Source organism: Paludibacterium paludis, assembly GCF_018802605.1.
Lineage (GTDB): Bacteria > Pseudomonadota > Gammaproteobacteria > Burkholderiales > Chromobacteriaceae > Paludibacterium > Paludibacterium paludis.
In genome coordinates this window covers 3,385,594-3,407,498 of the sequence record NZ_CP069161.1, presented here as the reverse complement: position 1 = coordinate 3,407,498, position 21,905 = coordinate 3,385,594, and the positions used below count along the sequence as shown (strand labels likewise).

Annotated in this window: 23 protein-coding genes; 5 read left to right on the top strand and 18 right to left on the bottom strand. The window is 61.9% G+C overall.

What is annotated here, in order from left to right:
- The first annotated feature begins 8 nt into the window (after positions 1-8).
- The 3 genes from adk (at position 9) to JNO50_RS15740 (ending at position 2,200) form a co-directional block, all read left to right on the top strand.
- Positions 9-665 carry an adenylate kinase gene (gene adk, locus JNO50_RS15750; protein ID WP_189529995.1) on the top strand — a complete coding sequence of 219 codons (657 nt, stop codon included), beginning with the start codon at positions 9-11 and terminating at the stop codon, positions 663-665.
- Between the two features lie 134 nt (positions 666-799).
- Positions 800-1,417: a PAQR family membrane homeostasis protein TrhA gene (trhA, locus tag JNO50_RS15745; RefSeq protein WP_189529997.1), complete on the top strand. Its 618-nt coding sequence runs from the start codon at positions 800-802 to the stop codon at positions 1,415-1,417.
- Between the two features lie 90 nt (positions 1,418-1,507).
- Positions 1,508-2,200: a hypothetical protein gene (locus JNO50_RS15740; protein WP_189529999.1), complete on the top strand. Its 693-nt coding sequence runs from the start codon at positions 1,508-1,510 to the stop codon at positions 2,198-2,200.
- A 122-nt stretch (positions 2,201-2,322) separates the two neighbouring features.
- On the opposite strand, the gene JNO50_RS15735 is transcribed toward JNO50_RS15740, so the two are convergent.
- The 18 genes from JNO50_RS15735 to JNO50_RS15650 form a co-directional block, all read right to left on the bottom strand.
- The gene (locus tag JNO50_RS15735; protein WP_189530002.1) at positions 2,323-2,718 is read right to left on the bottom strand and encodes a hypothetical protein; all 396 of its coding nucleotides are present in this window, start codon (positions 2,716-2,718) and stop codon (positions 2,323-2,325) included.
- On the bottom strand, positions 2,693-3,088 hold the full coding sequence (locus tag JNO50_RS15730; protein ID WP_189530004.1) for a hypothetical protein: 396 nt from the start codon (positions 3,086-3,088) through the stop codon (positions 2,693-2,695). Before JNO50_RS15730 ends, JNO50_RS15735 begins: the two co-directional genes overlap by 26 nt.
- Before the next feature lie 826 nt (positions 3,089-3,914).
- Positions 3,915-5,513 (bottom strand): DUF3369 domain-containing protein, encoded by a 1,599-nt coding sequence (locus tag JNO50_RS15725; RefSeq protein ID WP_215796405.1) that lies wholly within the window; start codon positions 5,511-5,513, stop codon positions 3,915-3,917.
- On the bottom strand, positions 5,513-7,054 hold the full coding sequence (locus JNO50_RS15720) for a sensor histidine kinase (protein ID WP_189530005.1): 1,542 nt from the start codon (positions 7,052-7,054) through the stop codon (positions 5,513-5,515). Before JNO50_RS15720 ends, JNO50_RS15725 begins: the two co-directional genes overlap by 1 nt.
- A gap of 118 nt (positions 7,055-7,172) precedes the next feature.
- A complete protein-coding gene (locus tag JNO50_RS15715) occupies positions 7,173-8,108 on the bottom strand; it encodes a BUD32 family EKC/KEOPS complex subunit (RefSeq protein WP_189530007.1) in 936 nt (311 codons plus the stop codon).
- A 376-nt stretch (positions 8,109-8,484) separates the two neighbouring features.
- Positions 8,485-9,378, bottom strand: coding sequence for a DMT family transporter (locus JNO50_RS15710; protein WP_189530009.1), 894 nt, complete (start codon positions 9,376-9,378; stop codon positions 8,485-8,487).
- A 50-nt stretch (positions 9,379-9,428) separates the two neighbouring features.
- Positions 9,429-10,883: an NAD(P)H-hydrate dehydratase gene (locus JNO50_RS15705; protein ID WP_229804396.1), complete on the bottom strand. Its 1,455-nt coding sequence runs from the start codon at positions 10,881-10,883 to the stop codon at positions 9,429-9,431.
- A gap of 5 nt (positions 10,884-10,888) precedes the next feature.
- On the bottom strand, positions 10,889-11,509 hold the full coding sequence (locus JNO50_RS15700; protein ID WP_189530011.1) for a flavin prenyltransferase UbiX: 621 nt from the start codon (positions 11,507-11,509) through the stop codon (positions 10,889-10,891).
- Positions 11,509-12,351 carry an RNase adapter RapZ gene (gene rapZ, locus JNO50_RS15695; protein ID WP_189530012.1) on the bottom strand — a complete coding sequence of 281 codons (843 nt, stop codon included), beginning with the start codon at positions 12,349-12,351 and terminating at the stop codon, positions 11,509-11,511. Before rapZ ends, JNO50_RS15700 begins: the two co-directional genes overlap by 1 nt.
- Entirely contained in the window at positions 12,332-13,288 is a 957-nt protein-coding gene (hprK, locus tag JNO50_RS15690; protein ID WP_189530013.1) for an HPr(Ser) kinase/phosphatase, read from the bottom strand. The genes rapZ and hprK overlap by 20 nt, the downstream gene beginning before the upstream one ends.
- Positions 13,281-13,742, bottom strand: a complete 462-nt coding sequence (gene ptsN, locus JNO50_RS15685) for a PTS IIA-like nitrogen regulatory protein PtsN (RefSeq protein ID WP_189530014.1) — start codon at positions 13,740-13,742, stop codon at positions 13,281-13,283. Before ptsN ends, hprK begins: the two co-directional genes overlap by 8 nt.
- Positions 13,743-13,852: 110 nt before the next feature.
- On the bottom strand, positions 13,853-14,182 hold the full coding sequence (hpf, locus tag JNO50_RS15680) for a ribosome hibernation-promoting factor, HPF/YfiA family (RefSeq protein WP_189530016.1): 330 nt from the start codon (positions 14,180-14,182) through the stop codon (positions 13,853-13,855).
- A 90-nt stretch (positions 14,183-14,272) separates the two neighbouring features.
- The gene (locus tag JNO50_RS15675) at positions 14,273-15,670 is read right to left on the bottom strand and encodes an RNA polymerase factor sigma-54 (RefSeq protein ID WP_189530018.1); all 1,398 of its coding nucleotides are present in this window, start codon (positions 15,668-15,670) and stop codon (positions 14,273-14,275) included.
- A gap of 5 nt (positions 15,671-15,675) precedes the next feature.
- A complete protein-coding gene (gene lptB, locus JNO50_RS15670) occupies positions 15,676-16,404 on the bottom strand; it encodes an LPS export ABC transporter ATP-binding protein (RefSeq protein ID WP_189530020.1) in 729 nt (242 codons plus the stop codon).
- Positions 16,401-16,952 carry a lipopolysaccharide transport periplasmic protein LptA gene (gene lptA / locus JNO50_RS15665; RefSeq protein ID WP_189530022.1) on the bottom strand — a complete coding sequence of 184 codons (552 nt, stop codon included), beginning with the start codon at positions 16,950-16,952 and terminating at the stop codon, positions 16,401-16,403. The genes lptB and lptA overlap by 4 nt, the downstream gene beginning before the upstream one ends.
- Positions 16,942-17,499, bottom strand: a complete 558-nt coding sequence (lptC, locus tag JNO50_RS15660) for an LPS export ABC transporter periplasmic protein LptC (protein WP_189530024.1) — start codon at positions 17,497-17,499, stop codon at positions 16,942-16,944. Before lptC ends, lptA begins: the two co-directional genes overlap by 11 nt.
- Positions 17,496-18,020, bottom strand: a complete 525-nt coding sequence (locus JNO50_RS15655) for a KdsC family phosphatase (RefSeq protein WP_189530026.1) — start codon at positions 18,018-18,020, stop codon at positions 17,496-17,498. The genes lptC and JNO50_RS15655 overlap by 4 nt, the downstream gene beginning before the upstream one ends.
- 15 nt (positions 18,021-18,035) lie before the next feature.
- Positions 18,036-19,016 carry a KpsF/GutQ family sugar-phosphate isomerase gene (locus tag JNO50_RS15650; protein ID WP_189530028.1) on the bottom strand — a complete coding sequence of 327 codons (981 nt, stop codon included), beginning with the start codon at positions 19,014-19,016 and terminating at the stop codon, positions 18,036-18,038.
- Between the two features lie 130 nt (positions 19,017-19,146).
- Between JNO50_RS15650 and JNO50_RS15645 the strand changes: the two genes are divergently transcribed.
- Together JNO50_RS15645 and JNO50_RS15640 are read left to right on the top strand one after the other, a co-directional pair.
- Entirely contained in the window at positions 19,147-21,099 is a 1,953-nt protein-coding gene (locus JNO50_RS15645) for a cation:proton antiporter (RefSeq protein ID WP_425325363.1), read from the top strand.
- A 69-nt stretch (positions 21,100-21,168) separates the two neighbouring features.
- Complete coding sequence (locus JNO50_RS15640) at positions 21,169-21,897, top strand: substrate-binding periplasmic protein (RefSeq protein ID WP_189530031.1); 729 nt, start codon at positions 21,169-21,171, stop codon at positions 21,895-21,897.
- The last annotated feature ends 8 nt before the right edge of the window (positions 21,898-21,905 follow it).

Below are 21,905 nucleotides of genomic sequence, written 5' to 3'. Positions count from 1 at the left end.
AGTTTTTCATGAGACTGATTCTGTTGGGCGCACCCGGCGCCGGTAAAGGAACCCAGGCCGGCTTCATCAAGGAAGCGTTCGGTATTCCGCAAATCTCGACCGGCGACATGCTGCGCGCCGCGGTGAAGGCCGGTACGCCGCTGGGGCTGGAAGCCAAGAAAATCATGGACGAAGGCGGTCTGGTGCGCGACGATATCATCATCGGTCTGGTGAAAGAGCGTATCGCGCAATCCGATTGCGCGAACGGTTTCCTGTTCGACGGTTTCCCGCGCACCATCCCCCAGGCCGAGGCCATGAAGGAAGCCGGAGTGGACATCGATTTCGTCGTCGAGATCGATGTGCCCGACCAGATGATCGTCGAGCGCATGTCCGGCCGCCGCGTGCATCTGTCGTCCGGCCGTACCTACCATGTCGTGTTCAACCCTCCGAAGGCCGAGGGCATCGACGATGAAACGGGCGAACCGCTGGTGCAGCGCGACGATGACAAGGAAGAAACCGTGAAGAAGCGCCTTGGCGTCTATCACGAGCAAACCGAGGTGCTGGTCGGCTATTATTCCAGAATGGCCGCCGCCGGCGACGCCCGTGCTCCGCGCTATGTGAAAATCGACGGTACCCGCGATGTCGGCACCGTTCGCGACGAAGTGCTGGCCGTCCTGAAGGGATGATCGCGGAGCGTCAGGATTGATCTGCGGCAAAATGGGCGGGATTCTCCCGCCTTTTTTTCATCCGGGCGGTATGATTGTCTGGTGAAAAGGGGATCATGCCCCCATTCTGTATTTGTTCACTAACGGAAACCATCATGTATTACGGCGAGCGTTTTAACGGGTTCTCGCATCTGGCCGGCACCGTGCTGGCGATCTCCGGACTGGCAACGCTGGTCACCCTGGCCTCCATGGAAGGGGATCCGTGGAAGGTCGTCAGCTTCAGCCTGTATGGCGCTACGCTGGTGATCCTTTACCTGGTCTCCACCTTGTATCACAGCGTGAAAGGCCGGGCGAAAGCGATCCTGCAAAAGTGCGACCACTCGGCGATTTATCTGCTCATCGCCGGCAGCTACACGCCGTTTTGTCTGGTGACCCTGAGAGGAGTCTGGGGCTGGACACTGTTCGGACTCAGTTGGGGGCTGGCCCTGTTCGGCATCATTCAGGAGCTGACACTGGGACGACGTACCCGCCTGCTGTCGATGATCCTGTACGTGATGATGGGATGGCTTGTGCTTATCGCCATCGATCCGCTGGTGACGAATCTTGCCACCGGCGGCCTGATCTGGCTGACGGCCGGCGGATTGCTGTATAGCGTGGGGATCTACTGGTTCATCAACGACGAGAAGATCCGTCACGGGCACGGCATCTGGCACCTGTTCGTGCTCGGTGGCAGCGTGTGTCAATTCCTTTCCGTGTTGCTCTACGTCGCCTGAAACCCACGGCGCCGGCCCCCGGCGTTTTATGAAAGCCGACAACGGCGGAGCGGATTACGATCTCCCGATGTGATGCATCGGGAGATTTTCTTGTTTTTTCCGGCCCCCCCTTCTTTTTCTTCCCTGTCGTTTGTCCAGGGAGTCTCGCGCCTGTTCGACGGCTCCTCATCCAGCCTCGCCTCCCGCTTTCTCGGAGCCCGGCGGGCCGGTACTGTCCGTCCTTTTTGTTCCGGTTCCGATGAGGGGATGCCCGCTGCCGGCGCATTTCTTGCACAACTGCGCTGTGTCAGGGCTTCATGGAACGGCGCCCTGGGTTTTCACCGCACCCTGGCGCTGCGCAATACGCTCAATGAACTGAAAAACAGCCTGCGTGATGGCTCCGAAGCCGCCGGATCGGCCTTGACGGCCCGGGCATTTCACGACGCGCGGTTCCGTCGCGAGGATCTGCGTGCGCTAAGAAAACTTCGCCTCCGCTGCCAGAAAAGCGGGGTCGGTTCCGAATCCCGCGCGCAGCCCGCCACGGTGCTGCGCCATCACGATTTTCAGGCGCTGGCGATGCTGGCGTGCATGGATGTGGCCATTTATCAGGTCGCGTGCGCGCAGGGCGATGACCGCAGGACGGAGGGTTCGCGCTATGCCTCGATTCGTGAACAACTCAACCAGCCGGACAACGATGCCCGCCTGACGTATGGAAGGACTGGGGAAGGGAAGTCCGTGCTGAACTACCAGCAGGCGCTATTCGACTGGATGGAAGGCAAGCGTGCTGATTTTCCCGCTCTTTGAGCGGATACGCGTACCCCTGGCGGTAGTCGTCTCGGCGGATGACTACCGTACATGGTGTTGTACACACTGTGCGGGATGGTGTTTCCATCTCCGCGCCAGGATGAACTCATGGACGGGCGTGTTTATTCCGCCGTCACGTTTCCGGAGGCGTCACGACGAATGGAATAAATGTGTCCATTCTGAACGGAGGGAGCGATTCTCTTGAGATACGCGGCACTGCCATAGTCGTCCGGCGCATCGATGGAATGAATGTTGAATGTTTCCATCATTTGTTTTGTCATCGTCCAGTCAGGTTTGTATAGATTTGTTTCTTCTTGTGCAATCCGTGTTACATATTCGTTCACGCCAATTTTTTTAAAAAAATCGCTTTGCTGGTCACGCAGTTTTTTAATGTATTCATATTTGCGTGCATTTTTTTCAAGATAATGATCTTCTTCCGCAGTGATGTTTTGAGTGGATTTTTTTTCAAGAATTAGCCGATATGTTTCTTGGTCATTGATCAGGTTGCGTTGCTCCATGCTGCCATGCCACACGACAACTGCACCGTCGCGAATAATTTTCCTTGCCCCCGCGGTAAAGATATAGTGTTGCACACGTCGACATGCATGCTTTTTCAATAATGACATTGATGTTTTTTTCTGCGACCCATGTTCCAAGTTGCAGTCCGGCCTCAATATTCCCTCCTGATGAGTAAATTTCAAGCGTTGTTATGTTTTTTGATCTCTCATCCTTGATGATGTTTTTTACGGTGTCTTTTTCAATTTCACCAACATAGATCAGCGTTGTTTTGTCTTTTATCAGATAGACGGATTTTTCTTGGGAAAACGCCGTCGAAACAATGCTTGCAAGCATTGCTGTAATCACGATGTTGATCAGGGTTTTCGGCATGTGTTTCTGGTCGAGAGGTGAACGATTTACGGGGTTGGCAATGGAGTCATGGGATGGTAGTTCACGATATGACTCCGGTCTGTTAATTATTTATTTAATTCAGTGGCGATCCATCCGGTCGGTTCCGGTCAGGGAACGCATGTGCTTGCCGGCCAGCGCTATTTATGCCGGTGTGTGGTGATCAAGGCTGTCAGCGGAGCCAACGCCCTGTTTTTCCGGCATTCGCATGTGCGAAATCTGTTCTGTGGGCAACGTGATATGCATGGCTGATAGGTACAGAAACACGCATTGATTTAAAATGGTCGCAATATCATCCGTGCGTTGAAAGCGGATTGTGACCGTTGACGAGATTCCCTTGATGCCGGGCAGGCGTCATTCTTTAACGTTAAGCGCCGGACGAGTCTTGAGTTGGCACGAATGGGGGCCGCCCGATGGCCTGCCTGTTCTGTTCTGTTCTGTTCTGTTCTGTTCTGTTCTGTTCTGTTCCGGCGCCGGGATGGATGGCGGTTGGGGGTGAGACGCGCCGTTGCTGTGCGAACTCGGCTTGCGATTCCTGGCGCCGGATCGTCCTGGGCTGGGGACTTCCTCCGCGGATCCCGACAAATCTTTCTGTTGACCGCTTGAGGCATCGCGCGCTGCCACGTTAATGCTGGACGCCAGCACCGTGCACTCTCCCGATGTTGGCCGCACGCTGGCCGACCGTTTTTCACGGGCGAGTTTGCATCAGCGGCTGGAGGAGGGCGGATCCGTGCTCCTCCAGCCGGCTGGCGATGCTGCAAACCGTGCGGACACGCATGACGGGCTGAGCTCCAGGCTTTACGCCGTCTCACTCGTCCAGTGCGAATGGCAGGCGGTTTTCCCGGACCAGCCGACTGAGCGCCTCGACGATCTGCGGATCGAACTGGGTGCCCGAACGCTCCTGGATGTAGCGCATGGTATCGTCCATGGTCCACGGCTCTTTGTAGGGCCGCTTGTTCAGCAGCGCATCGAAAACATCCACGACCGCGACGATGCGCGCCGACAGGGGGATATCCTGCCCCCGGCGCTTGAGCGGATAGCCGTTGCCGTCGTAATGTTCATGGTGTCCTCCGGCGATTTCCGCGCCGAAAGTGAGGTAGCTGACTCCCTCGCACATCTGGCTGGCCTTTTGCAGGATGTGCGAACCGATGGTGGCGTGCTGCTCCATGACGATTCGCTCATCCGCGTCAAGACGGCCGGGCTTGAACAGAATGTTGTCGGGGGTTCCCACCTTGCCCACGTCGTGCAGGATGCTTGCCATGCCGATCATGTCCATGAACTCCCTGGAAAGTGTTTCCGGGTAGCAGCCCATGTCCTTCAGCTCTGCTGCCAGCGCATCGGTCAGTTTTTGCACGCGCATCACATGCTCGCCGGTATTGGTGTCCCGAAACTCCGCAAGATCCGCCAGCGCCACGACCGTGGCCTGCTGGGCGTTGCGCAACTGGCTGTACAGATACAGGTTGTCGTAGGCCGAAGAAATGCGCTGGCAGAATACCTCGAGGAGGCTGCGCTCCACGTCGTCCAGTGGCCACGGAGGGCTGAAATGCACGACAAATTCCCGGCCGTTTTGCGAGCAGATGTAGAGCATGTCGTACGGGTGGCAGTACAGGTTCTTGCGTTGCCGGAACGCCTGGCTGATGGCGTCGGCCAATTCGAGGTTGCCGGTAAAGTCGTTGTCCCTGGACAGGGTTTCGTAGGCGCCGGTGGCGGCGATGACTTCCAGCGCGGGACGGCCCGTGATTTCCGTTCCGTTCTCCACGCACAGCACACCATCCATGCCGACATCGAGAATGGCGCTGATTTGCTTGAGAACCCCCGAGGCGAATTCCTTCAGTGAATAAAGGTGATACAGATCTCCGGCGCCATCGAGAATCTTGGCCAGTCCCTGGCGGCTTTTCTCGATAGTGAGCATGTTTTCGAAGGCGCGTAGCGACGCGATCACCGTGGTGAACAGTTTCTGGACGGTCAGTTCCGTCTTGGTCTTGTAATCGTTGATGTCGTAGTCGAGGATCACTTCCTGTTCCGGCGCGTGGCCGGGCTGGCCGGTTCGCAAGACGATGCGTACCGTCTGATTGCCCAGTTCGTTGCGGATCCTTTCCACAAGCCGCAATCCCGCATCGTCGGATTCCATCACCACATCCAGCAACACCAGAGCAATGTCGCCATGCTCCTTCATCAGCGCATAACCCTCTTCGGCGCTGTAGGCATTCAGCAGCTCCAGGCCGCGATCCTTGAAGCGGATATCCTTGATGGCCAGTCGGGTGGCCAGATGGACGTCTTTTTCATCATCAACGATCAGGACTTTCCACGGGCGCCGCGCAAGCTGTTGTTTGCCGGTGTCCGATTCGGCCGGTTCGTCGTCGACCAACCAGTCGTCATCGTCATTGGTTGTCTTGTCCGGCATCATCAGGAGACCTCTCTTTGTTGTTGCTCGGGAGCCGAGCTGGGCATTTCAATGGTAAAGACCGTGCCTTCGCCGGTGCGGCTCGCCACTTCGATGGTTCCGCCCAGCCGCTGGCGAACAATGTTGTAGACGATGTGAAGTCCCAGTCCGCTTCCGCCGCTGCTGCGGCGTGTCGTGAAGAACGGCTGGAAAATCTTCGGAAGGTTGTCGGAGGGAATGCCCCTGCCGTTATCGGTGACCTTCAGCACGATCCGTGTGCCGGTTCCGTGCTGCGCCTCGATACGGATCTTGCCTTCGGCGCCCTCGTCGAAGGCGTGAACCTGGGCATTGACGACGAGATTGGTGATGACCTGCGACAGGGCTCCCGGGTAACTGTCCATCAGGATATCCTCTTCGCAGGCGATCTCGACATCGATGCGGCTGCGCTTGAACCGCGGTCGCAGGCTGGTGATGATTTCGTGCAGGTATTCGTTCAACTGGAAATCGCGCCGCGCTTCGCTGGTTTGATCGACCGCGACTTGCTTGAAGCTGTGGATCAGGTTGGCGGCGCGTTCGGCATTGGCGAGAATCAGATCGCAGCTTTCCGACGCGGTTTGCAAATAGTTCTGGAAATCGCTTTTGCGGATGGAGCCGTTCTGCAACTCCCCGTTCAGATGCTGGGTGACCGTCGCAAGATGCGATGCCGTGGTCAGCGTGATGCCGACCGGCGTGTTGATTTCATGGGCGACCCCGGCGACAAGCCCGCCAAGGGATGCGAGTTTCTCCGCTTCCACCAGCGTCTGCTGGGTTTCCAGAAGTCGCCGATAGGCATCCTGCGCCTTCTGCTTCTCATCCTGCGCGCTGGCCTCGGCCGCTGTGCGCATCGACAATTCGTCCATGATGCGCGTGACGATGCGGTTGAAGCTGCGGGCCACCTCTCCGAACTCGTTGTCCTGCTTGAACTCCAGCGTGGCGTCGTTGAGCGCGTCGCTGCTCGCCGCGTGATTGAGGGCCATCTGCAGCTCGGTCAGTGGATGGAAAACGAAGTGACGCAGTGCGTAGGTCATCAGAATAAGGATCAGGATGTCCAGCACGATGATCTGGGCGATGATCTCCATCAGGCGGGCCTGCAGTGTGCTCGCGAGGCTCTGGCGCGACAGGAACACCGTGGCTTCGCCCAAGAGTTCCTTGCCCTGGTAAACGATCGGAACCTTGAGAATGTCGTCGGCGGAAGGCTGCTCGGAAGGCGTCATGTCCCGGATGCCGCCCTTGCCATCTCGGATGCGCCCGACATTCAGTCCTGCATCGCCGCGAATGCGGATCGCCGTCAGCGAGGGCCAGCCCAGTTCGGCGTCCAGCGTCAGGCGGATGTACTGATCGTCGAGCTGCCAGACGCCATGGGGCAACGACAGGGCGAGACGCTCCTTGAGCGCCAGGCGCAAAGCCTGGTAGTCGGCTTCGCCTTGTCGTTTATTGTTGGCGTAGGAGATGAAGCCGGTTATGCCAAGTATTATTGTGACGCCGACGATCAACCAGACAGTCAGTTTCGCCTTGATGCTGTTCATGTGGTTGCGGTTCTTTCGCTAGGCCCCCTCTAACCATCGTAAGAAACCGCAGCCCAAATTGCAAAGACAGGCTGGCAGATAGCGCGATTTCTGTCATGCCTCTACCGGAAAACGGGAGTCACTTCCAACGGAACGCGCTGGCCAGCGGAGTGGGTGGGCGAGTGGCCCGACGAGCGCAATCGCTGACCGGGTCCATCAACAGCCTACGGATACGACGGCGTTCGCCCGGAACGATATAACGCTTGATCCAGCGCTCCAGCACGGCGCAAGTGCTGGCGTTGTAGACATGGGCGGCGGCGAAGTTCTGGCGTGACTCGGGAGGGCCGGACGCCAGCCGCACCAGATCCATCCCGTCCAGGTAATGATCGGTCAACCGGCGATTGAGGCGCTGGCAGTCCCGGATCGCCGCGAGAAAAGCGGCGTGCTCCGAGGGCGATAAACCGAACCGCCCGATCGTCGCCAGCATGACCGAGTAAACAAAGGCATGCTCGTCCGCCGTGATTCCGGCATGCTGCGGACTCGCGTCAAGATAGGGCAGCAGCAGGGCGGGGGTGTAGCCCGGCGTGAAAAACTCCGGCCGCCTCGACACCGGACAGATCCCGTCGCAGTCGATGAGGTGCAGCACCGCTTCGCCGCCGTTTGCTTTGTCAGGCCCGAGCGCCAGGTTTTCCGGTTTGATGTCGCCATGAACAAAGCCCGCCCGATGCAGCCGGTCCAGCTCTTCCGCGAGCGGCTTCCATTGTTCGGGCCGCAGGCATTTCCCCTTGCATAGCGCGCTTTGGAGATCCTGGCCCGCATCCCGCATGATCAGCCGCTCAGGCGCGACCCTTCGAGGCGCGACAAGGTGCGGAAAATCTTCAAAGAAGCCTTCCGGCAGGGGTGGGACGATGTTTGCCGGAGTCGTTGTCGTCAGGGACAGATAACCGCCCGCCCGATGGACAATGCGCTTGTTGGCGCCGGCCAGGGCCGGATCGGGGCGCTCGGTGCCGATTTCGACGGCGGATGGCGCCTTGCCGGCGCGATGCACATGAAAACGGTGCCTTTCCCACGTCATGCGGCCGGTTTCATCCGTTCGCGTGCGCCGCCCTTCGAAGACGACATAGCCTGACTCATTGGCCTCTTTGGCATTGCGTTGCCGCCGGTGTTCGCGAAAGAGGGGAACGAGCCGTTCGAGGGCGCGACACTGTCGCGCCGTCAGCGCGCAAGACCTCGGTTCCAACGGCGCTGGGCCTTGCGCGGCGGGCCGCAGACACAGGGTGAAGACACGCCTGAGCTGCTGAATGGCGGTCCCTGCTCGCGCAGGCGGCGCGATGGCGCCAGGCTGCGCGGGTCCAGAGGACGAAAGCGGGATGGTCGGTTTCATGAGGTGGCGCAAAAAGCCGAGCATACGATGCGGTGCAGGACCGGGACTTGCAAAAAACGCTCACCGGTCAGGCGGCGGCCAGCCTCATCGGGGCAAATTTCTGGATCGCCAAGCCCCCGAGAATCAGGGCAAGACCGCCGAGCGTCGACGAGTAGACCGGTTCGCCGACGATGAAGTGGATCAGCACCAGCGAAACCAGCGGCGAGAGAAAGATCAGGTTGGCGATCTTCGCGGTGCTGTCGGTCAGTTTCATCGCGGCGAGCCACAGCACGAAGGTGAATCCCATCTCCAGCGCCCCGACGTAGAAGGCGCCGGCCAGGCCTTGCCAGGCGACCGGTTGCAATTCTCCGGTGAGAAAGCACCAAACGAGGATCAACGGTAGCGAGAAGGCGAAGTTCAGCGTCAGCCCGACCACGGGCTCCCGCGAGTCCTTGGTGTTGAATAGCCAGTAAAGCGCCCACAGCAGGGTGGAGGCCAGTGCGAAGCCGACGCCCGCCGCATTGGAAAAGTTCAGCGCCAGCACATCGCCGCGCGTGCCGATCACCAGCACGCCCGCGTAGCAGCAGAGCGCGCCGGCGGCATCCTGCGGCCGCAGGCGCTGTCCCAGCACCGGGATGGCCAGCAGGGTCATCGTCAGGGCCCAGGTGTAGTTGATAGCCTGGGCTTCCTGTGCGGGCAGCCGCGCGTAAGCCTGGAACAGGATCAGGTAGTAGATGAAGGGGTTCACGGCGCCCAACAGGACAGAGCGTTGCCAGTGCGCGCGCGCGGTCTTCGGAAGTTCGCCGAGCCGGCCTTGCCAGGCGAGGATGCCAAGCAGAACGCACAGGGACGCGGCGCTGGCATACAGCACCAGTTGCGCCGGACTCAGATGCGCGAGGCTGATCTTGAAGGCCGTGGCGACGGTTGACCAGGCGAGAACGGCGGACAGGCCGCAGGCGTAGGCTTTCTGTTGGCGGGTCAAATCGGACTCCTCGTAACGGACGGTCGGCGGTCGTATCTTGCCCGGGGCCGTTATCCGATCAGGCGATTGAGCACGCGACCGAGGCGCTGGACGGTCATCGAAGCGGTCAGTCCGAGCGGGCCGCCCGCTTCCCGGGTGTAATCGTCCCCGGCAAGACCATGGCAGTGTACTGCAAGGGCCGAGGCTTGTGCCACTGTCATTCCCTGTGCGATGAGCGCGGCGATCAATCCGGTCAGGACGTCTCCCTGACCCGCCGCGGCCAAGGCCGGGCCACCGCTGGTATTGACCAGAAAAAATCCGTCAGGGCGGCCTATCAGGGTGCCCGAACCCTTCAGTACCGCATGGCAGCCGAACCGCCGGGCAAGCGCTGTCACGGCCGCCGGGCGATCGTCCTGTACCGCGCCCGTGCCGCAGCCCAGCAGACGGGCGGCTTCGGCCGGATGTGGGGTGATGACGGTCGGCGACGCCCTGGCGACAAGTCTGGCGGCCAGCTCGCGATTGGAGGCAATGGCATTGAGGGCATCGGCGTCGAGCACCAGAGGCAGCGTCGTCTCCAGCGCGAGTTCGACGCGTTGGGTCGCGGTATCGCCCGGTCCGAGTCCCGGACCCACGGCGAGCACCGCGGAGGCCGGCGGGGCGCCTTCCGCTCCGGCGAGCATCAATTCGGGCGCAGCCGGGTCGACGTGGGGAGCGGGCCCGAGGAAGCGGACATGAACCTTTCCCGCGCCCGCCGCCAGGGCGGCGCGCCCGGCGAGCAGGGCGGCACCCGTCATGCCGGGCGCTCCGCCCTCGATGACCACGGTGCCGTGACTGCCTTTGTGGCTGTTGGCCCGGCGTTTCAGGAGGTGGGCGGCGGGAGCGTTGAGTGCTCCTGCCGGCGCGGGAAACCATTCGGGAGGGCAGTCGAGATTCGCGAGTTCGACGTTTCCGGCGAAATCCGCGCCGTCTGCCGTGTAAAGGCCGGGTTTATGGCACAGGAAGGTCAACGTATGGTCGGCCGCGAGGCAAGGTCCCAAGACCTTTCCCGTCCATGCATCGAGTCCCGATGGCGCATCCAGCGCCAGTACCGGAGCGTTCAATGCCGCCAATTGACGCAGAACCTCGGCCCACCGTCCGTCAAGAGGCCGGGCAAGACCGATGCCGAACAGGCCGTCGATGACCAGATCGGGAGCGGGGAAGCCGTCGGGAAGCGTGGCCGATAGCGGAAGGCCGGCCTCGCATGCCCGTCGGTGGGCCGCGATCGCCTCGTCCTGACGGGGCGTTTCCGGCAGCAGTATGTGCACGTTGAACGAGCTTCTGGCGAGCAGGCAGGCGGCCAGGAGCGCGTCGCCGCCGTTGTTGCCCGGACCCGCCGCCACAAGTATCGACGCGCCGGCCGCGAAGTGCGTTTCGACCCAGCGATGCACGGCGCGCGCGGCGCGTTCCATCAGGTCGACGCCCCGCTGGCGCGCCATGGCCTCCACGACGCGAATATCGCCGGGCGGATAGAGGGGCGCGCCGCACATGAGGGTTACTCCGGCGCCGGGGCACCCCAGCGCGCCACGAGCTGGTTGTCGATGCCCAGTTGATCGAGAATGCGCGAGACGATGAAATCGATCATGTCGTCGAGCGTTTGCGGTTTGGTGTAGAACGCCGGCACGGGAGGAAGGATGACGGCTCCGAGCCTGGCCAGTCTCAGCATGTTTTCCAGATGGATCACCGACAGCGGCGTTTCCCGGGGGACCAGCACGAGCTTGCGCCCTTCCTTGATCGAGACATCGGCGGCCCGCTCGATCAGGTTGTCCGACATGCCGTTCGCGATCGCGGCGAGGGTGCCCATCGAGCAGGGACAGATCACCATCGCATCGGCTGGATTGGAGCCGGAGGCGACCGGCGCGAACCATTCTTCCCGGCCGAACACCTCGATCTGACCGTCCGCCGCGCCGGTGCGCTGTTGCAGCCAGAGGGCGAAATCGGCGGGCCGCGAGGGGATGGCCAGATCCATTTCCTGGCGAGCGACGATTTGTGCCGCCTGGGAGTAGAGGACGAACACCTTGCGTCCCGATTCGGCCAGGCGTTCGATCAGCGACAGGCCGAAAGGCAGGCCGGAGGCTCCGGTCAGCGCGACCGTGACGGTGTTGACGGGGCGCATCAGGGCAGGCTGTCCAGTTGTCGATGCCGCACCAGCACCCGTTTGCCGGCATACCGCTCGGCAAGGGTGCGGGCGATGTAGACGGAGCGGTGCTGTCCGCCGGTGCAGCCGATGGCGACGGTCAGGTAACTGCGGCCCTCCTGATTGAAGCGGGGCAGCCACTTGCCGACGATACTGTCGATGTCGTCGATCATTTCCGCGACATCCGGGCATTTCAGGAAAAACTCGATGATCGGCTGATCGTGACCGGTCAGCGGGCGAAGCTCCCGATCGTAATAAGGATTGGGCAGGCAGCGGACATCGAACACGAAGTCGGCGTCCAGCGGAACGCCGTGCTTGAAACCGAACGACTGGATCACCAGCGTCAAACGCCCCGTGTCGGCTTCGACCAGGGTTTTGACCCAGTTCCGCAGCGTGTTGGCCGACATATCGCTGGTGTCGATGCGCGTGCCCAGTTCCTGAATGTCGGCCAAAAGCTCGCGTTCGAGCGTGATGCATTCCTTGACCGTCAGACCCGGGCTCGACAGAGGGTGGCGCCGCCTGGTTTCGGAAAAGCGCTTGACCAGGGTGTCCTCCTGCGACTCGAGAAACAGCAGCCGCACATCGGCGCCCTTTTCGCGCAGCTTGCGCATCTCGTCGGGAAGCGCGCCCAGCGACGGGCCGGAGCGGGTGTCGACGCTGATCGCGATATGATCGTAACCGAAGTCGGCGTAGAGGTTCAGCGCCTCGGTCAGCATGGTCGCCGGAAGATTGTCGACGCAGTAGTAGCCCGAATCCTCCAGCGCCCTGAGCGTGACCGATTTGCCCGAGCCGGACAGGCCGCTAATCAGTATCAGCTGCATGTTCCTGTTCCCTGAGGAAATTGGTGTGGCGTTCGATGAACTCGCGGGTGCTGTCGATACCGCGCAGCTGCAGGATGTAGTTGCGCACGGCGGCCTCGACAAGGACCGCGAGGTTACGACCCGCCGCCACCGGCAGGACGACCTTGCGCACAGTCACGCCCAGGATGTCCTGGGTCTCCGACTGGATGTTCAGGCGATCGAGCGCCTGCATCGCCTGGTCGTTGGCCTTGACCAGGTGAATGATCAGCTTGAGCACCTTTTTCGGGCGGACCGCCGTTTCCCCGAAAATCGTGCGGATGTTGAGAATGCCCAGGCCGCGCACCTCCAGAAAGTCGCGCAGCAGGGGAGGGCAGCGGCCCTCGAGCGTTTCCGGGCCGATGCGATAGAGTTCCACGGCATCGTCGGCCACGAGTCCGTGACCGCGCGAGATCAGATCAAGCGCAAGCTCGCTCTTGCCCATCGCCGAGTCGCCCATGATCAGCACGCCGATTTCGAGCACATCGAGAAATACGCCGTGCAGCACGGTCGAGACCGCCAGCGCCCGGGCCAGATAGATGCGCAGCACATCCATCAGGTAGGGGCTTTCCAGCGGTGTCGACATCAGCGGCACGTTATGGGTGTGGCAGTAATCGCGCAACAGCTTGGGCACGGCCTGGCCGTTGGCGACGATCACCACCGACATGCTCTTGTGGAAAAGCTGGTCGAGGGCGGTTTTGGCCGCCGACTGCTCGAGCCTGTCGAGGTAGCTCACCTCGGCGAGCCCAAGCACCTGGACCCGGTTGGGGTGGATGAAGTTCAAGTGCCCGACCAGCGCCAGGGTCGGGCGCTGATCGTCGTTGCCTATGATATTGTCGGCCCCCGCCGTGCCGGCAACCCAGCTCAGATTGAGTTTCTGCTGGTTTTCCTGGTACAGCTTGCGGACCGTTATGCTAGGCATTGGCGCTCCATTGGGTCAGGAGTTCGTGGATTTCGCCCGGCGCCGCCGCGGCCAGCAGCTGTTCGCGTACCTGGCGGCTGGAGAACAGCTGGGCGAGTTCCGAGAGAACCTGCAGATGCAGGTCCGTTGCCTGCTCTGGAACGAGCAGGACAAAGAGGCTCTGCACCGGCTTGCCGTCCGGCGCATCGAACGGAATGGGCTGCTTGAGCCGGATGAAGACGCCGGTCGCCTCCTTGAGTCCGCGCGCTCTGCCGTGAGGGATGGCGACGCCTTGTCCGAGGCCCGTGGAGCCCAGCTTTTCGCGGGCGAACAGGCAGTCGAAGATTTCGCTGCGCGCGATGCCACGCGTATTTTCAATCAGTAGCCCCACCTGCTCGAAAACCCGTTTCTTGCTGGAAACATCAAGGTCCAGAAGAATGTGGTCCGCGGTGAGGATTTTGCCTATGAGGCCCATAGAGTTCTCTGTGCCACGCGAGAAAAACGGTATGATTTTACGTCCTGCCAGAGGGCTTAGCAAAGAAAAACGGGAACCCGCCGGGTTCCCGTCAATTCCTGCGGGCCTCTTTACAGCGAGGCTTCCTGGGCGGTTCCCGCCGTGCCCGCTCCGCGGTGTTCGGAGATCTTTTCCTTGTGCTTGAGCACCTGACGGTCGAGTTTGTCCATCAGCGCGTCGATGGCCGCGTACATGTCGCTGTCCGCGGATTCGACGTGGATGTCCTTGCCGGAAAGATGGACATTGGCCTCGGCTTTTTGTACCAGCTTGTCGACGGACAGGATCACGGAAACATCAATCAGCTGATCGACATGGCGTGCGATGCGTTCGAGTTTGCTCTCCAGGTACTCGCGCATGGCCGGAGTGATGTCGAGATGAAGACCGGTCAGTTTGAAGTTCATACCCTAACTCCTTCTTTGTTGACTATCCGGACGGGTTGGCCGGATTAGCTGATCATTCTGTCGGGCACTACGGAAGGGAAGCCTGTCGGGTCACAGCGCCTTTCTCTGGTTGGCCGGAGGAATCTGCATAGCCTCACGATACTTCGCAACGGTCCTGCGCGCAACCTGGATTCCCTGGCGCCCGAGCTCGTCGGACAAGGCATTGTCCGACAGCGGCCTGGCCGGGTTTTCCGTATCGATCAGGCGCCGGATATGGGCCTTGATCGCGGTGGCGGAGCACTCCTCCCCGCTGTCCGTTTCCAGCGCGCTGCCGAAGAAGTACTTCAGCTCGAATACCCCGCGCGGGCACTGCAGGTATTTTTGCGTGGTGACGCGCGACACGGTGGATTCGTGCAATCCGACTTCCTCGGCGATGTCCCTGAGAATCAGGGGGCGCATGGCCACTTCGCCTTCTTCAAAGAACGTTTGCTGCCTCTGTACGATAGCTTCCGACACTTTCAGGATAGTGTCAAATCGTTGCTGTATGTTCTTGACGAACCACCGTGCTTCCTGAAGCCTGCCGGTCAGCTCGGAACTGTTCTGACGGTTTTCGGCAAGCATCCTGGCATAAACCGGATTGACCTGCAGGCGGGGGATCGCGGCCTGGTTCAGTTGGGCGACCCAACGTCCGCCGCGTTTGCGCACGGTGATGTCCGGCACCACGTAGTGGATCTCCGCGCCGCTGAAGCCGGCCGCGGGGCGTGGATTGAGGGTGGCGATCAAGTGCCGGGCCGCCCTGAGAAGATTGTCGTCGCCGCCGGCGAGCTTGCGCAATTTCGTGTAGTCCCGGTTGCCGAGCAGCGCGAGGTGTCCATCGACCAGTTCCAGCGCGAATCGGCGCTCCGGCGTATCTTCCCGCCTGAGTAGTTGCAGGCGCAGGGATTCCGCCAGATTCCGCGCCGCGACGCCGGGCGGGTCGAATTGCTGCAGCAGCCTGAGCGCCACGGCCATTTCGTCGACGCCGATATCCAGTTCCTCGGGAAGCTGGGCCACCAGTTCGGGCAGATCGGCGGGAAGGTAGCCGTCCTCGTCGAGCTCCTCGATAAGCAGCCGGACCCGCGCGCTGTCCTGATGAGGCATCGCGACTTCGCCCAGTTGCGCGATCAGATGCTCGCGCAGCGTGGGTGTGACGGGAACGTTGGCCAGCGGGTCGTAATCGTCCCCATCGTCGCGGCGTCCCCCGCCCGTTCCCCAGTCTCCCTGCGTATCCTGGCCTTCCTCCCGGGCGGTATCCGGTTCGGCCGGCGCGGGATCGACATCGGCATCGGTGCGCGCTCCGGCATCCTCCGCCGTGTCGTCGGCGCGTTCGATGAGGGGGTTTTCCAGAAGAAGGCGCTCGACCTCCGTTTGCAGTTCCGGCGTGGAGAGCTGCAGCAGTTTGATCGACTGCTGCAGCTGGGGGGTGAGGGTCAGGTGCTGGGAGACCTTGAGCTGAAGGGTTGGCTTCATGACGCTCAGAGGCGGAAGTGTTCGCCCAAATAGACTTCGCGGACTTTTTCGTTGCTGACCAGCGCTTCCGGAATGCCGGAGGCCAGGACGCTGCCGTCGCTGATGATGTACGCGCGGTCGCAGATGCGCAGGGTTTCCCGCACATTGTGGTCGGTGATCAGTACGCCGATGCCCTTTCCCTTGAGGAAGGCGATGATTTTCTGGATGTCGATCACGGCGATCGGGTCGACGCCGGCGAAGGGCTCGTCAAGCAGAATGAAGCGCGGCCGGGTGGCGAGCACGCGGGCGATTTCCACGCGGCGCCGTTCGCCTCCGGACAGAGAGAGCGCGCTGCTGTCCCGCAGATGGGCGATGTTCAGGTCGTCAAGCAGCAAGGAGAGCTGGTTTTCCAGTTCCTCGCCCTTGTGTCCGGAAATCTCCAGGATGGCGCGGATGTTCTCGTCGACGGTCATCTTCCGGAAAATCGATGCCTCCTGCGGCAGGTAACCGATGCCGAGCCGTGCCCGCGTGTGGATGGGGAGCCGGGTGATTTCCCTGCCGTCGAGGACAATGGTGCCGTCATCGGCGCCGATGAGACCGACGATCATGTAAAAACTGGTGGTCTTGCCCGCGCCGTTGGGGCCGAGCAGGCCGATCACCTCGCCGCTGGCGATGCTCAGCGACACATCCTTGACCACTGTCCGTTTCTTGAAACGTTTTTTCAGGCCCGTGACGTCGAGTTGGCTGGGGGTCATGGTTTTTTTCCGTCGGTGGCCGGAGCGGATCCTGCCTGCCTGGGCGGGATGATGATGGTCACCCGGCCCTTGTTGGCGGTATTGGCGGTGCCGCCGACGCTTTCCACGACCTGGGTTTCGGTGTTGTAGGTGATCACGTTGCCGATGACGATGCTTTCACCTTTCTTCACCCGCGCGTTGCCGGTCAGGATCGCGGTATGGGTTTGCGTCGCGTAATCCACGCGGTCGCCCTGCGCGTCGATCCATTCGACGACGCCCTTGCTGTCCGGATCGGACTTCTGGCGGAAGGTGACCGGCTTGCCGTTGGCGACGAGCGTCTGATTGCCTTTGTCGTCCTGCGTCAGATAGGCCTGGTCGCTGTGCACGATCATGGTGCCCTGCACGGCGACCACGTTTCCGGTCAGCACGGTCACTTTCCGGATCTGGTCCCACTTGGCGTCGTTCGCCGTGAGATTGAGGGGTTTTTCACGGTCGGCTTTTTCCGCGAACGCCGGCGCCGCCGCCAGGCAGGAGAGGACGAATAGCGCCGTCAGGCGGTTATTTCGCATAGGTTATCCTCGCATTGGATAGCAGATGAAGCTGCTTGTTGCGATAATCGTAAGTGAAGCCCACACCCGTGGCGACCGAATTGCCGTGATGCATTTCCACATAGCGGTTCGAGCGCAGCAGGCCTTTGTCTCCGTCGAGGCTCATGGCCGAGGTGTCCACGCTCGATGCGGGGCCTTCGGCGCCGGCCGGCTTGTCCATCCTGACCTTGCGGTCGAAGAACCCTTGCCGCGTGCGGGGGTTGTAATGGCCGGTCTCGGCCTTGACGACGCTGTCGGTGGCGCCGGCCCGGTAGAGCGTCAGCACGCCCTTGTCGAAGTAGACATCGTGCTGTTTGGGAAATTGCCAGGCGCGTTCCGCGACGAGGCGTTCGTACAACTGGCCATGCTCGTCGAACCGGGTGGCGGTCAGGCCGCTCGCCGAGAACTCCGGCCGGTTCGGGTTGAGGTCGCGCACGATCGTGGTGATGCTCGATACCTGGTCGAGCCAGAACGTCAGCAAGGCCATCAGCACGATCAGCAGGACCGGAAACAGTTTTTGCCGGATCATTCCAGATATCCCGCCATCAGGCGCTCAAGATTGCCTTGCGCCTGCAGGATCAGTTCGCACAGTTCGCGCACGGCGCCTTTGCCGCCGGCCGCTCCGGTCACATAATGGGCGTGCTGGCGAACCAGGGACGGAGCGTCGGGCACCGCCACCGCGAGGCCGACGCGGATCATGACCGGCAGATCGACGACATCGTCGCCGATGTAAGCGCAATCGTCCGCGGCGAATCCGGTTTCTTCGAGCAGGCTTTGCAAGGCGGCGCGCTTGTCGTGGATGCCCGCGTAGTAATAGTCGACGCCCAGGCCCCGCGCGCGGTGCTCGACGCTCGGCGCCGCGCGTCCGGTGATGATGGCGAGCTTGACGCCGGTCGACTGCAGGAGTTTCAGTCCCAATCCGTCGAGGGTGTTGAAGGCCTTGATCTCTTCGCCCGTGGCGGAGAAGAAAATCCTGCCGTCGGTCAGCACGCCGTCCACGTCCATGATCAGGAGGCGGGTTGAGCGTGCCAGGGTGGTGATGGCTTGCATGATTGTCCTTAACGACTAAACGACGCCGGCCTTGAACAGGTCGTGCATGTTGAGGGCGCCGACGAGCTGTCCCCGGTCATTGACGACCAGCAGCCCGTTTTTCTTTTTCGATTCCATGATCTGCACCGCTTCGGTCGCCAGCCGGTCGGCGGCGATGGTGACCGGCGCGCGGGTCATGACCTCGTCGATCACGAGTCCGGCCAGATCCAGCGTGCGGTCCAGCGTGCGGCGCAGGTCTCCGTCAGTGTAGATGCCGGCAAGGCTGCCGTCTGCCGCGATCACGGCGGTCATGCCCAGTCCCTTGCGCGTCATTTCGAGGAGGGCGTCCTTCAGGGACGTGCCGCTTCCGACCGCTGGCAGCGCCTCGCCGCTGTGCATGATGTCCCGAACCTGGACGAGCAGGCGCCGGCCCAGACTGCCCGCCGGATGGGACATGGCGAAGTCCTCCCTGCCGAAACCGCGCTCGTGCATCAGGCACACGGCAAGCGCATCGCCCAGCGCCAGCTGCACGGTCGTGCTCGTGGTCGGCGCGAGGCCCAGCGGGCAGGCCTCCTTGTCGACATGCGCGTCGATGTGCAGGTCGGCGAGCGTGGCCATGCTGGAGGTCGCCCTGCCGGTCATCGCGATGATCCGGATTCCCTTGCGCTTGAGCGCCGGCCACAGGGCGAGCACTTCGTCGCTTTCGCCCGAGTTGGACAGGGCGAGCACCACATCGCCCGGCGCGATCATGCCCAGGTCGCCATGGGCGGCTTCGGCAGGATGCATGAAAAATGCCGTGGTGCCGGTGCTCGCCAGCGTGGCGGCGATCTTGCGCGCCACATGCCCCGATTTCCCCATGCCGGTGACGACCAGCCGGCCGGACGCGGCCAGGATCAGATCGATGGCCCGGGTAAAGGTTCCGTCAAGACGCGAGGATACGGCCAGGATGGCCTCGGCCTCCAGGGTCATGACTTCCCGTGCCCGTGCGATGCGGGCGGAGAGGTTTGCGTTTTCCATAAGCCCTCGAGTATATCAAACTGGAAATCGTATGACTTGAACGCTGGTGCAACTTTTGCTTGTCCGCTACAGTCATCCTTGAACGCCCTTTCATCCACCGCAAGCGGAGACCCAGCCCCAGATGCACTCCATGGCCCCGATCGTTCTTGTCCTGTTGGCTTCGGTCATTGTCGTCACCCTGTGCCGCACGGTCCGGGTGCCGCCGATGCTGGGCTATCTCGTGGTCGGTTTCCTGGCCGGGCCGGGTGTGGCGAATCTGATTCCCGGCGGCGAGCAGACGCATTTTCTCGGCGAGATCGGGATCGTGTTCATGATGTTCTCCATCGGCCTGGAGTTTTCCCTGCCGAAATTACGCGCCATGCGCCATCTCGTGTTCGGTCTTGGCGCAAGCCAGGTGGCCCTGACACTGATCACCGCCTTCGCGGTGATGATGCTGATGTCGGCCGATGTGCCGGCGGCGCTGGCCATCGGCGGCGCCGTCACCATGTCGTCCACCGCCATCGCGAGCAAGCTGCTGGCCGAGCGTCTGGAGCTGGCCCAGCCGCACGGACAACTGGCCATCGGCGTGCTGCTGTTCCAGGATCTGGCCGTGGTGCCCCTGCTGATCCTGCTGCCCGCCTTCGCAGGCGGTGATCACAATCTGCTGATGGAACTGGGGCTGGCCGCCCTGAAAGTCGTTGTGGTGATGGCGCTGCTCCTGTCGCTCGGACAGCGTCTCATCCGCCCCTGGTTCCATGTCGTGGCGCGCCGCCGCTCCAGCGAACTGTTCATGATCAACGTCTTGCTCGCGACGCTCGGCGTGGCGTGGCTTACCGAGTTGTCCGGGCTTTCCCTGGCGTTGGGGGCGTTCGTCGCCGGCATGCTGATTTCGGAAACCGAATACCGTTATCAGGTGGAGGAGGATATCCGTCCTTTCCGGGACATTTTGCTGGGATTCTTCTTCATCACCGTGGGGATGAAGGTCAATATCCTGGCTCTGTATCAGCATTGGCAGGAGGTCCTGCTGCTTCTGGTGTTGCTGCTGCCTGTGAAGCTCGGCGTGGTGTTTTTGCTGGCGCGCCGCTTCGGCCACAAGTCGCGCGACGCTTTGCGCGGAGCCCTGGCGCTTGCCCAGGGCGGCGAGTTCGGTTTTGTTCTGCTCGCGCTGGCAGGCAATCTCGGGCTGATTTCCGCGACGCTCGAGCAGGCCGGTATTGCCGCCATCTTGCTGTCGATGCTGGCCGCGCCGTTCCTGATCATGCATTCGGAGGCGATCGCGCGGCGCTTCATCCGCGAGGACTGGATGATGCAGGCGGTCGATCTGCACCAGTTGCTGGTCGAGGGCATGTCAAGGAGCGACCATGTGCTGATCTGCGGGTACGGACGGACCGGGCAATCGCTGGCGCGGCTTTTCGATGCGGAATCCATCCCGTTTTTCGCTCTGGATACCGATCCGGAAAGAGTGCGCGAGGCATCCGAGGCCGGGGATCCGGTGGTGTTCGGCGATGCGATGCGCAAGGAGGTCCTGATGGCGGCCGGACTGGATCGCGCCAAGGTGATGGTGGTGACGTTCGCGGACAGCCACACGGCGGTGCGCATTCTTCACCTGGTGCAGGATCTGCGCCCCGATCTTCCTGTGATCGTGCGCACGGTCGACGACTCCGATATCGGCATGTTGCGCGAGGCCGGGGCGGACGAAGTGGTGCCCGAGGTTCTGGAGGGCAGCCTGATGCTGGCGTCCCAGGCATTGATGGTGGCCGGGGTGCCGCTGAACCGCATCTTGCGGCGTATCCGTTCGGTGCGGGAAGAGCGCTACGACCTGTTCCGCGGGTTTTTCCGGGGGGCGAGCGACGAGGGGGAGGGCGAGGAGGCTCAACCGAGGCTGTTGAGCGTGTACGTGTGCGAAGGCGCGGCCGCGGTGGGGGGCCGGATCGCCGATCTCGGACTGGACGACCTGGAGGTCGAACTCAAATCGGTGCGGCGCCGGGGATTCCGGCGGCTGGACGTCGACGGCGGCTTTTCCGTCGAGCAAGGGGATGTGCTGGTGCTGCTCGGGCGCCCCGATGCGCTCGGTCGCGCGGAATACCGGATCCTGAACGGTTGAGCCGCTGGTTCGCCGCCGCATCGCTGCCTAGACTGGAATCGGAGGGGCCGATCTTCGGGAGGGGGGAGCATGCGGTGCCTGAGACTTGCCGGGATCGTGCCGGGTGTCGTCGTGTCGCTGGCTTTCGGCGATCCGGCGCCGTCGCTGCGCCTGCTGACCGAAGAGTATCCTCCGTTCAACATGACCGAGGCGGGCAAGGCGGGCGGACTGTCGACCGAAATCGTTCGGGAACTGATGAAGCGCGCCGGAGTGAAGTCGACGGTGGAAGTCATGCCCTGGATCCGAGCCTTCAACCTTGCCGTGCTGGAGCCGCGCACCTGCGTCTATTCCACGACGCGTACCGATTCTCGCGGGCCTCTTTTCAAGTGGGTGGGACCGTTGGTGGAGAATCCGTGGGTGCTGTATGCGAGGGCGGGAAGCGCGCATGCCGTGACCGGGCTGGAAGGCGCGCGCCCTTACAAAATCGGCGGATACGGCGGGGATGCGGTGTCGCAGTTCCTCGTTGAGCGGGGATTCGAGGTCGACCTGACCCATACCGACGTGCAGAACATCCGGAAACTGCAGGCTGGCCGCATCGATTTCTGGGCGACCGGCAAATACCTGGGCGCCTATCTGGTCGCCCGCGAAAAGGCGACCGGTCTGAGCCCCGTGCTTACCTTCAACAGCACGTTCATGTACCTTGCGTGCCATCGTTCTTTGCCCGACAGCCAGGTGCGCGATCTGAACGGAATCCTGCATGCCATGCAGAAAGACGGCACGCTGGCCCGCATCAACGCCAAGTATCTCGACCACCGCTAGCGCGGTTT

Excerpts from the sequence above, each read along its gene's own strand:
- adk (WP_189529995.1), top strand. The coding sequence starts at position 9 with ATGAGACTGATTCTGTTGGGCGCACCCGGCGCCGGTAAAGGAACCCAG.
- trhA (WP_189529997.1), top strand. The coding sequence starts at position 800 with ATGTATTACGGCGAGCGTTTTAACGGGTTCTCGCATCTGGCCGGCACC.
- JNO50_RS15735 (WP_189530002.1), bottom strand. The coding sequence starts at position 2,718 with ATGGAGCAACGCAACCTGATCAATGACCAAGAAACATATCGGCTAATT.
- JNO50_RS15730 (WP_189530004.1), bottom strand. The coding sequence starts at position 3,088 with ATGCCGAAAACCCTGATCAACATCGTGATTACAGCAATGCTTGCAAGC.
- JNO50_RS15725 (WP_215796405.1), bottom strand. The coding sequence starts at position 5,513 with ATGATGCCGGACAAGACAACCAATGACGATGACGACTGGTTGGTCGAC.
- JNO50_RS15720 (WP_189530005.1), bottom strand. The coding sequence starts at position 7,054 with ATGAACAGCATCAAGGCGAAACTGACTGTCTGGTTGATCGTCGGCGTC.
- JNO50_RS15715 (WP_189530007.1), bottom strand. The coding sequence starts at position 8,108 with ATGACGTGGGAAAGGCACCGTTTTCATGTGCATCGCGCCGGCAAGGCG.
- JNO50_RS15705 (WP_229804396.1), bottom strand. The coding sequence starts at position 10,883 with ATGTGCGGCGCGCCCCTCTATCCGCCCGGCGATATTCGCGTCGTGGAG.
- JNO50_RS15700 (WP_189530011.1), bottom strand. The coding sequence starts at position 11,509 with ATGCGCCCCGTCAACACCGTCACGGTCGCGCTGACCGGAGCCTCCGGC.
- rapZ (WP_189530012.1), bottom strand. The coding sequence starts at position 12,351 with ATGCAGCTGATACTGATTAGCGGCCTGTCCGGCTCGGGCAAATCGGTC.
- hprK (WP_189530013.1), bottom strand. The coding sequence starts at position 13,288 with ATGCCTAGCATAACGGTCCGCAAGCTGTACCAGGAAAACCAGCAGAAA.
- ptsN (WP_189530014.1), bottom strand. The coding sequence starts at position 13,742 with ATGGGCCTCATAGGCAAAATCCTCACCGCGGACCACATTCTTCTGGAC.
- hpf (WP_189530016.1), bottom strand. The coding sequence starts at position 14,182 with ATGAACTTCAAACTGACCGGTCTTCATCTCGACATCACTCCGGCCATG.
- JNO50_RS15675 (WP_189530018.1), bottom strand. The coding sequence starts at position 15,670 with ATGAAGCCAACCCTTCAGCTCAAGGTCTCCCAGCACCTGACCCTCACC.
- lptB (WP_189530020.1), bottom strand. The coding sequence starts at position 16,404 with ATGACCCCCAGCCAACTCGACGTCACGGGCCTGAAAAAACGTTTCAAG.
- lptA (WP_189530022.1), bottom strand. The coding sequence starts at position 16,952 with ATGCGAAATAACCGCCTGACGGCGCTATTCGTCCTCTCCTGCCTGGCG.
- lptC (WP_189530024.1), bottom strand. The coding sequence starts at position 17,499 with ATGATCCGGCAAAAACTGTTTCCGGTCCTGCTGATCGTGCTGATGGCC.
- JNO50_RS15655 (WP_189530026.1), bottom strand. The coding sequence starts at position 18,020 with ATGCAAGCCATCACCACCCTGGCACGCTCAACCCGCCTCCTGATCATG.
- JNO50_RS15650 (WP_189530028.1), bottom strand. The coding sequence starts at position 19,016 with ATGGAAAACGCAAACCTCTCCGCCCGCATCGCACGGGCACGGGAAGTC.
- JNO50_RS15645 (WP_425325363.1), top strand. The coding sequence starts at position 19,147 with ATGGCCCCGATCGTTCTTGTCCTGTTGGCTTCGGTCATTGTCGTCACC.
- JNO50_RS15640 (WP_189530031.1), top strand. The coding sequence starts at position 21,169 with ATGCGGTGCCTGAGACTTGCCGGGATCGTGCCGGGTGTCGTCGTGTCG.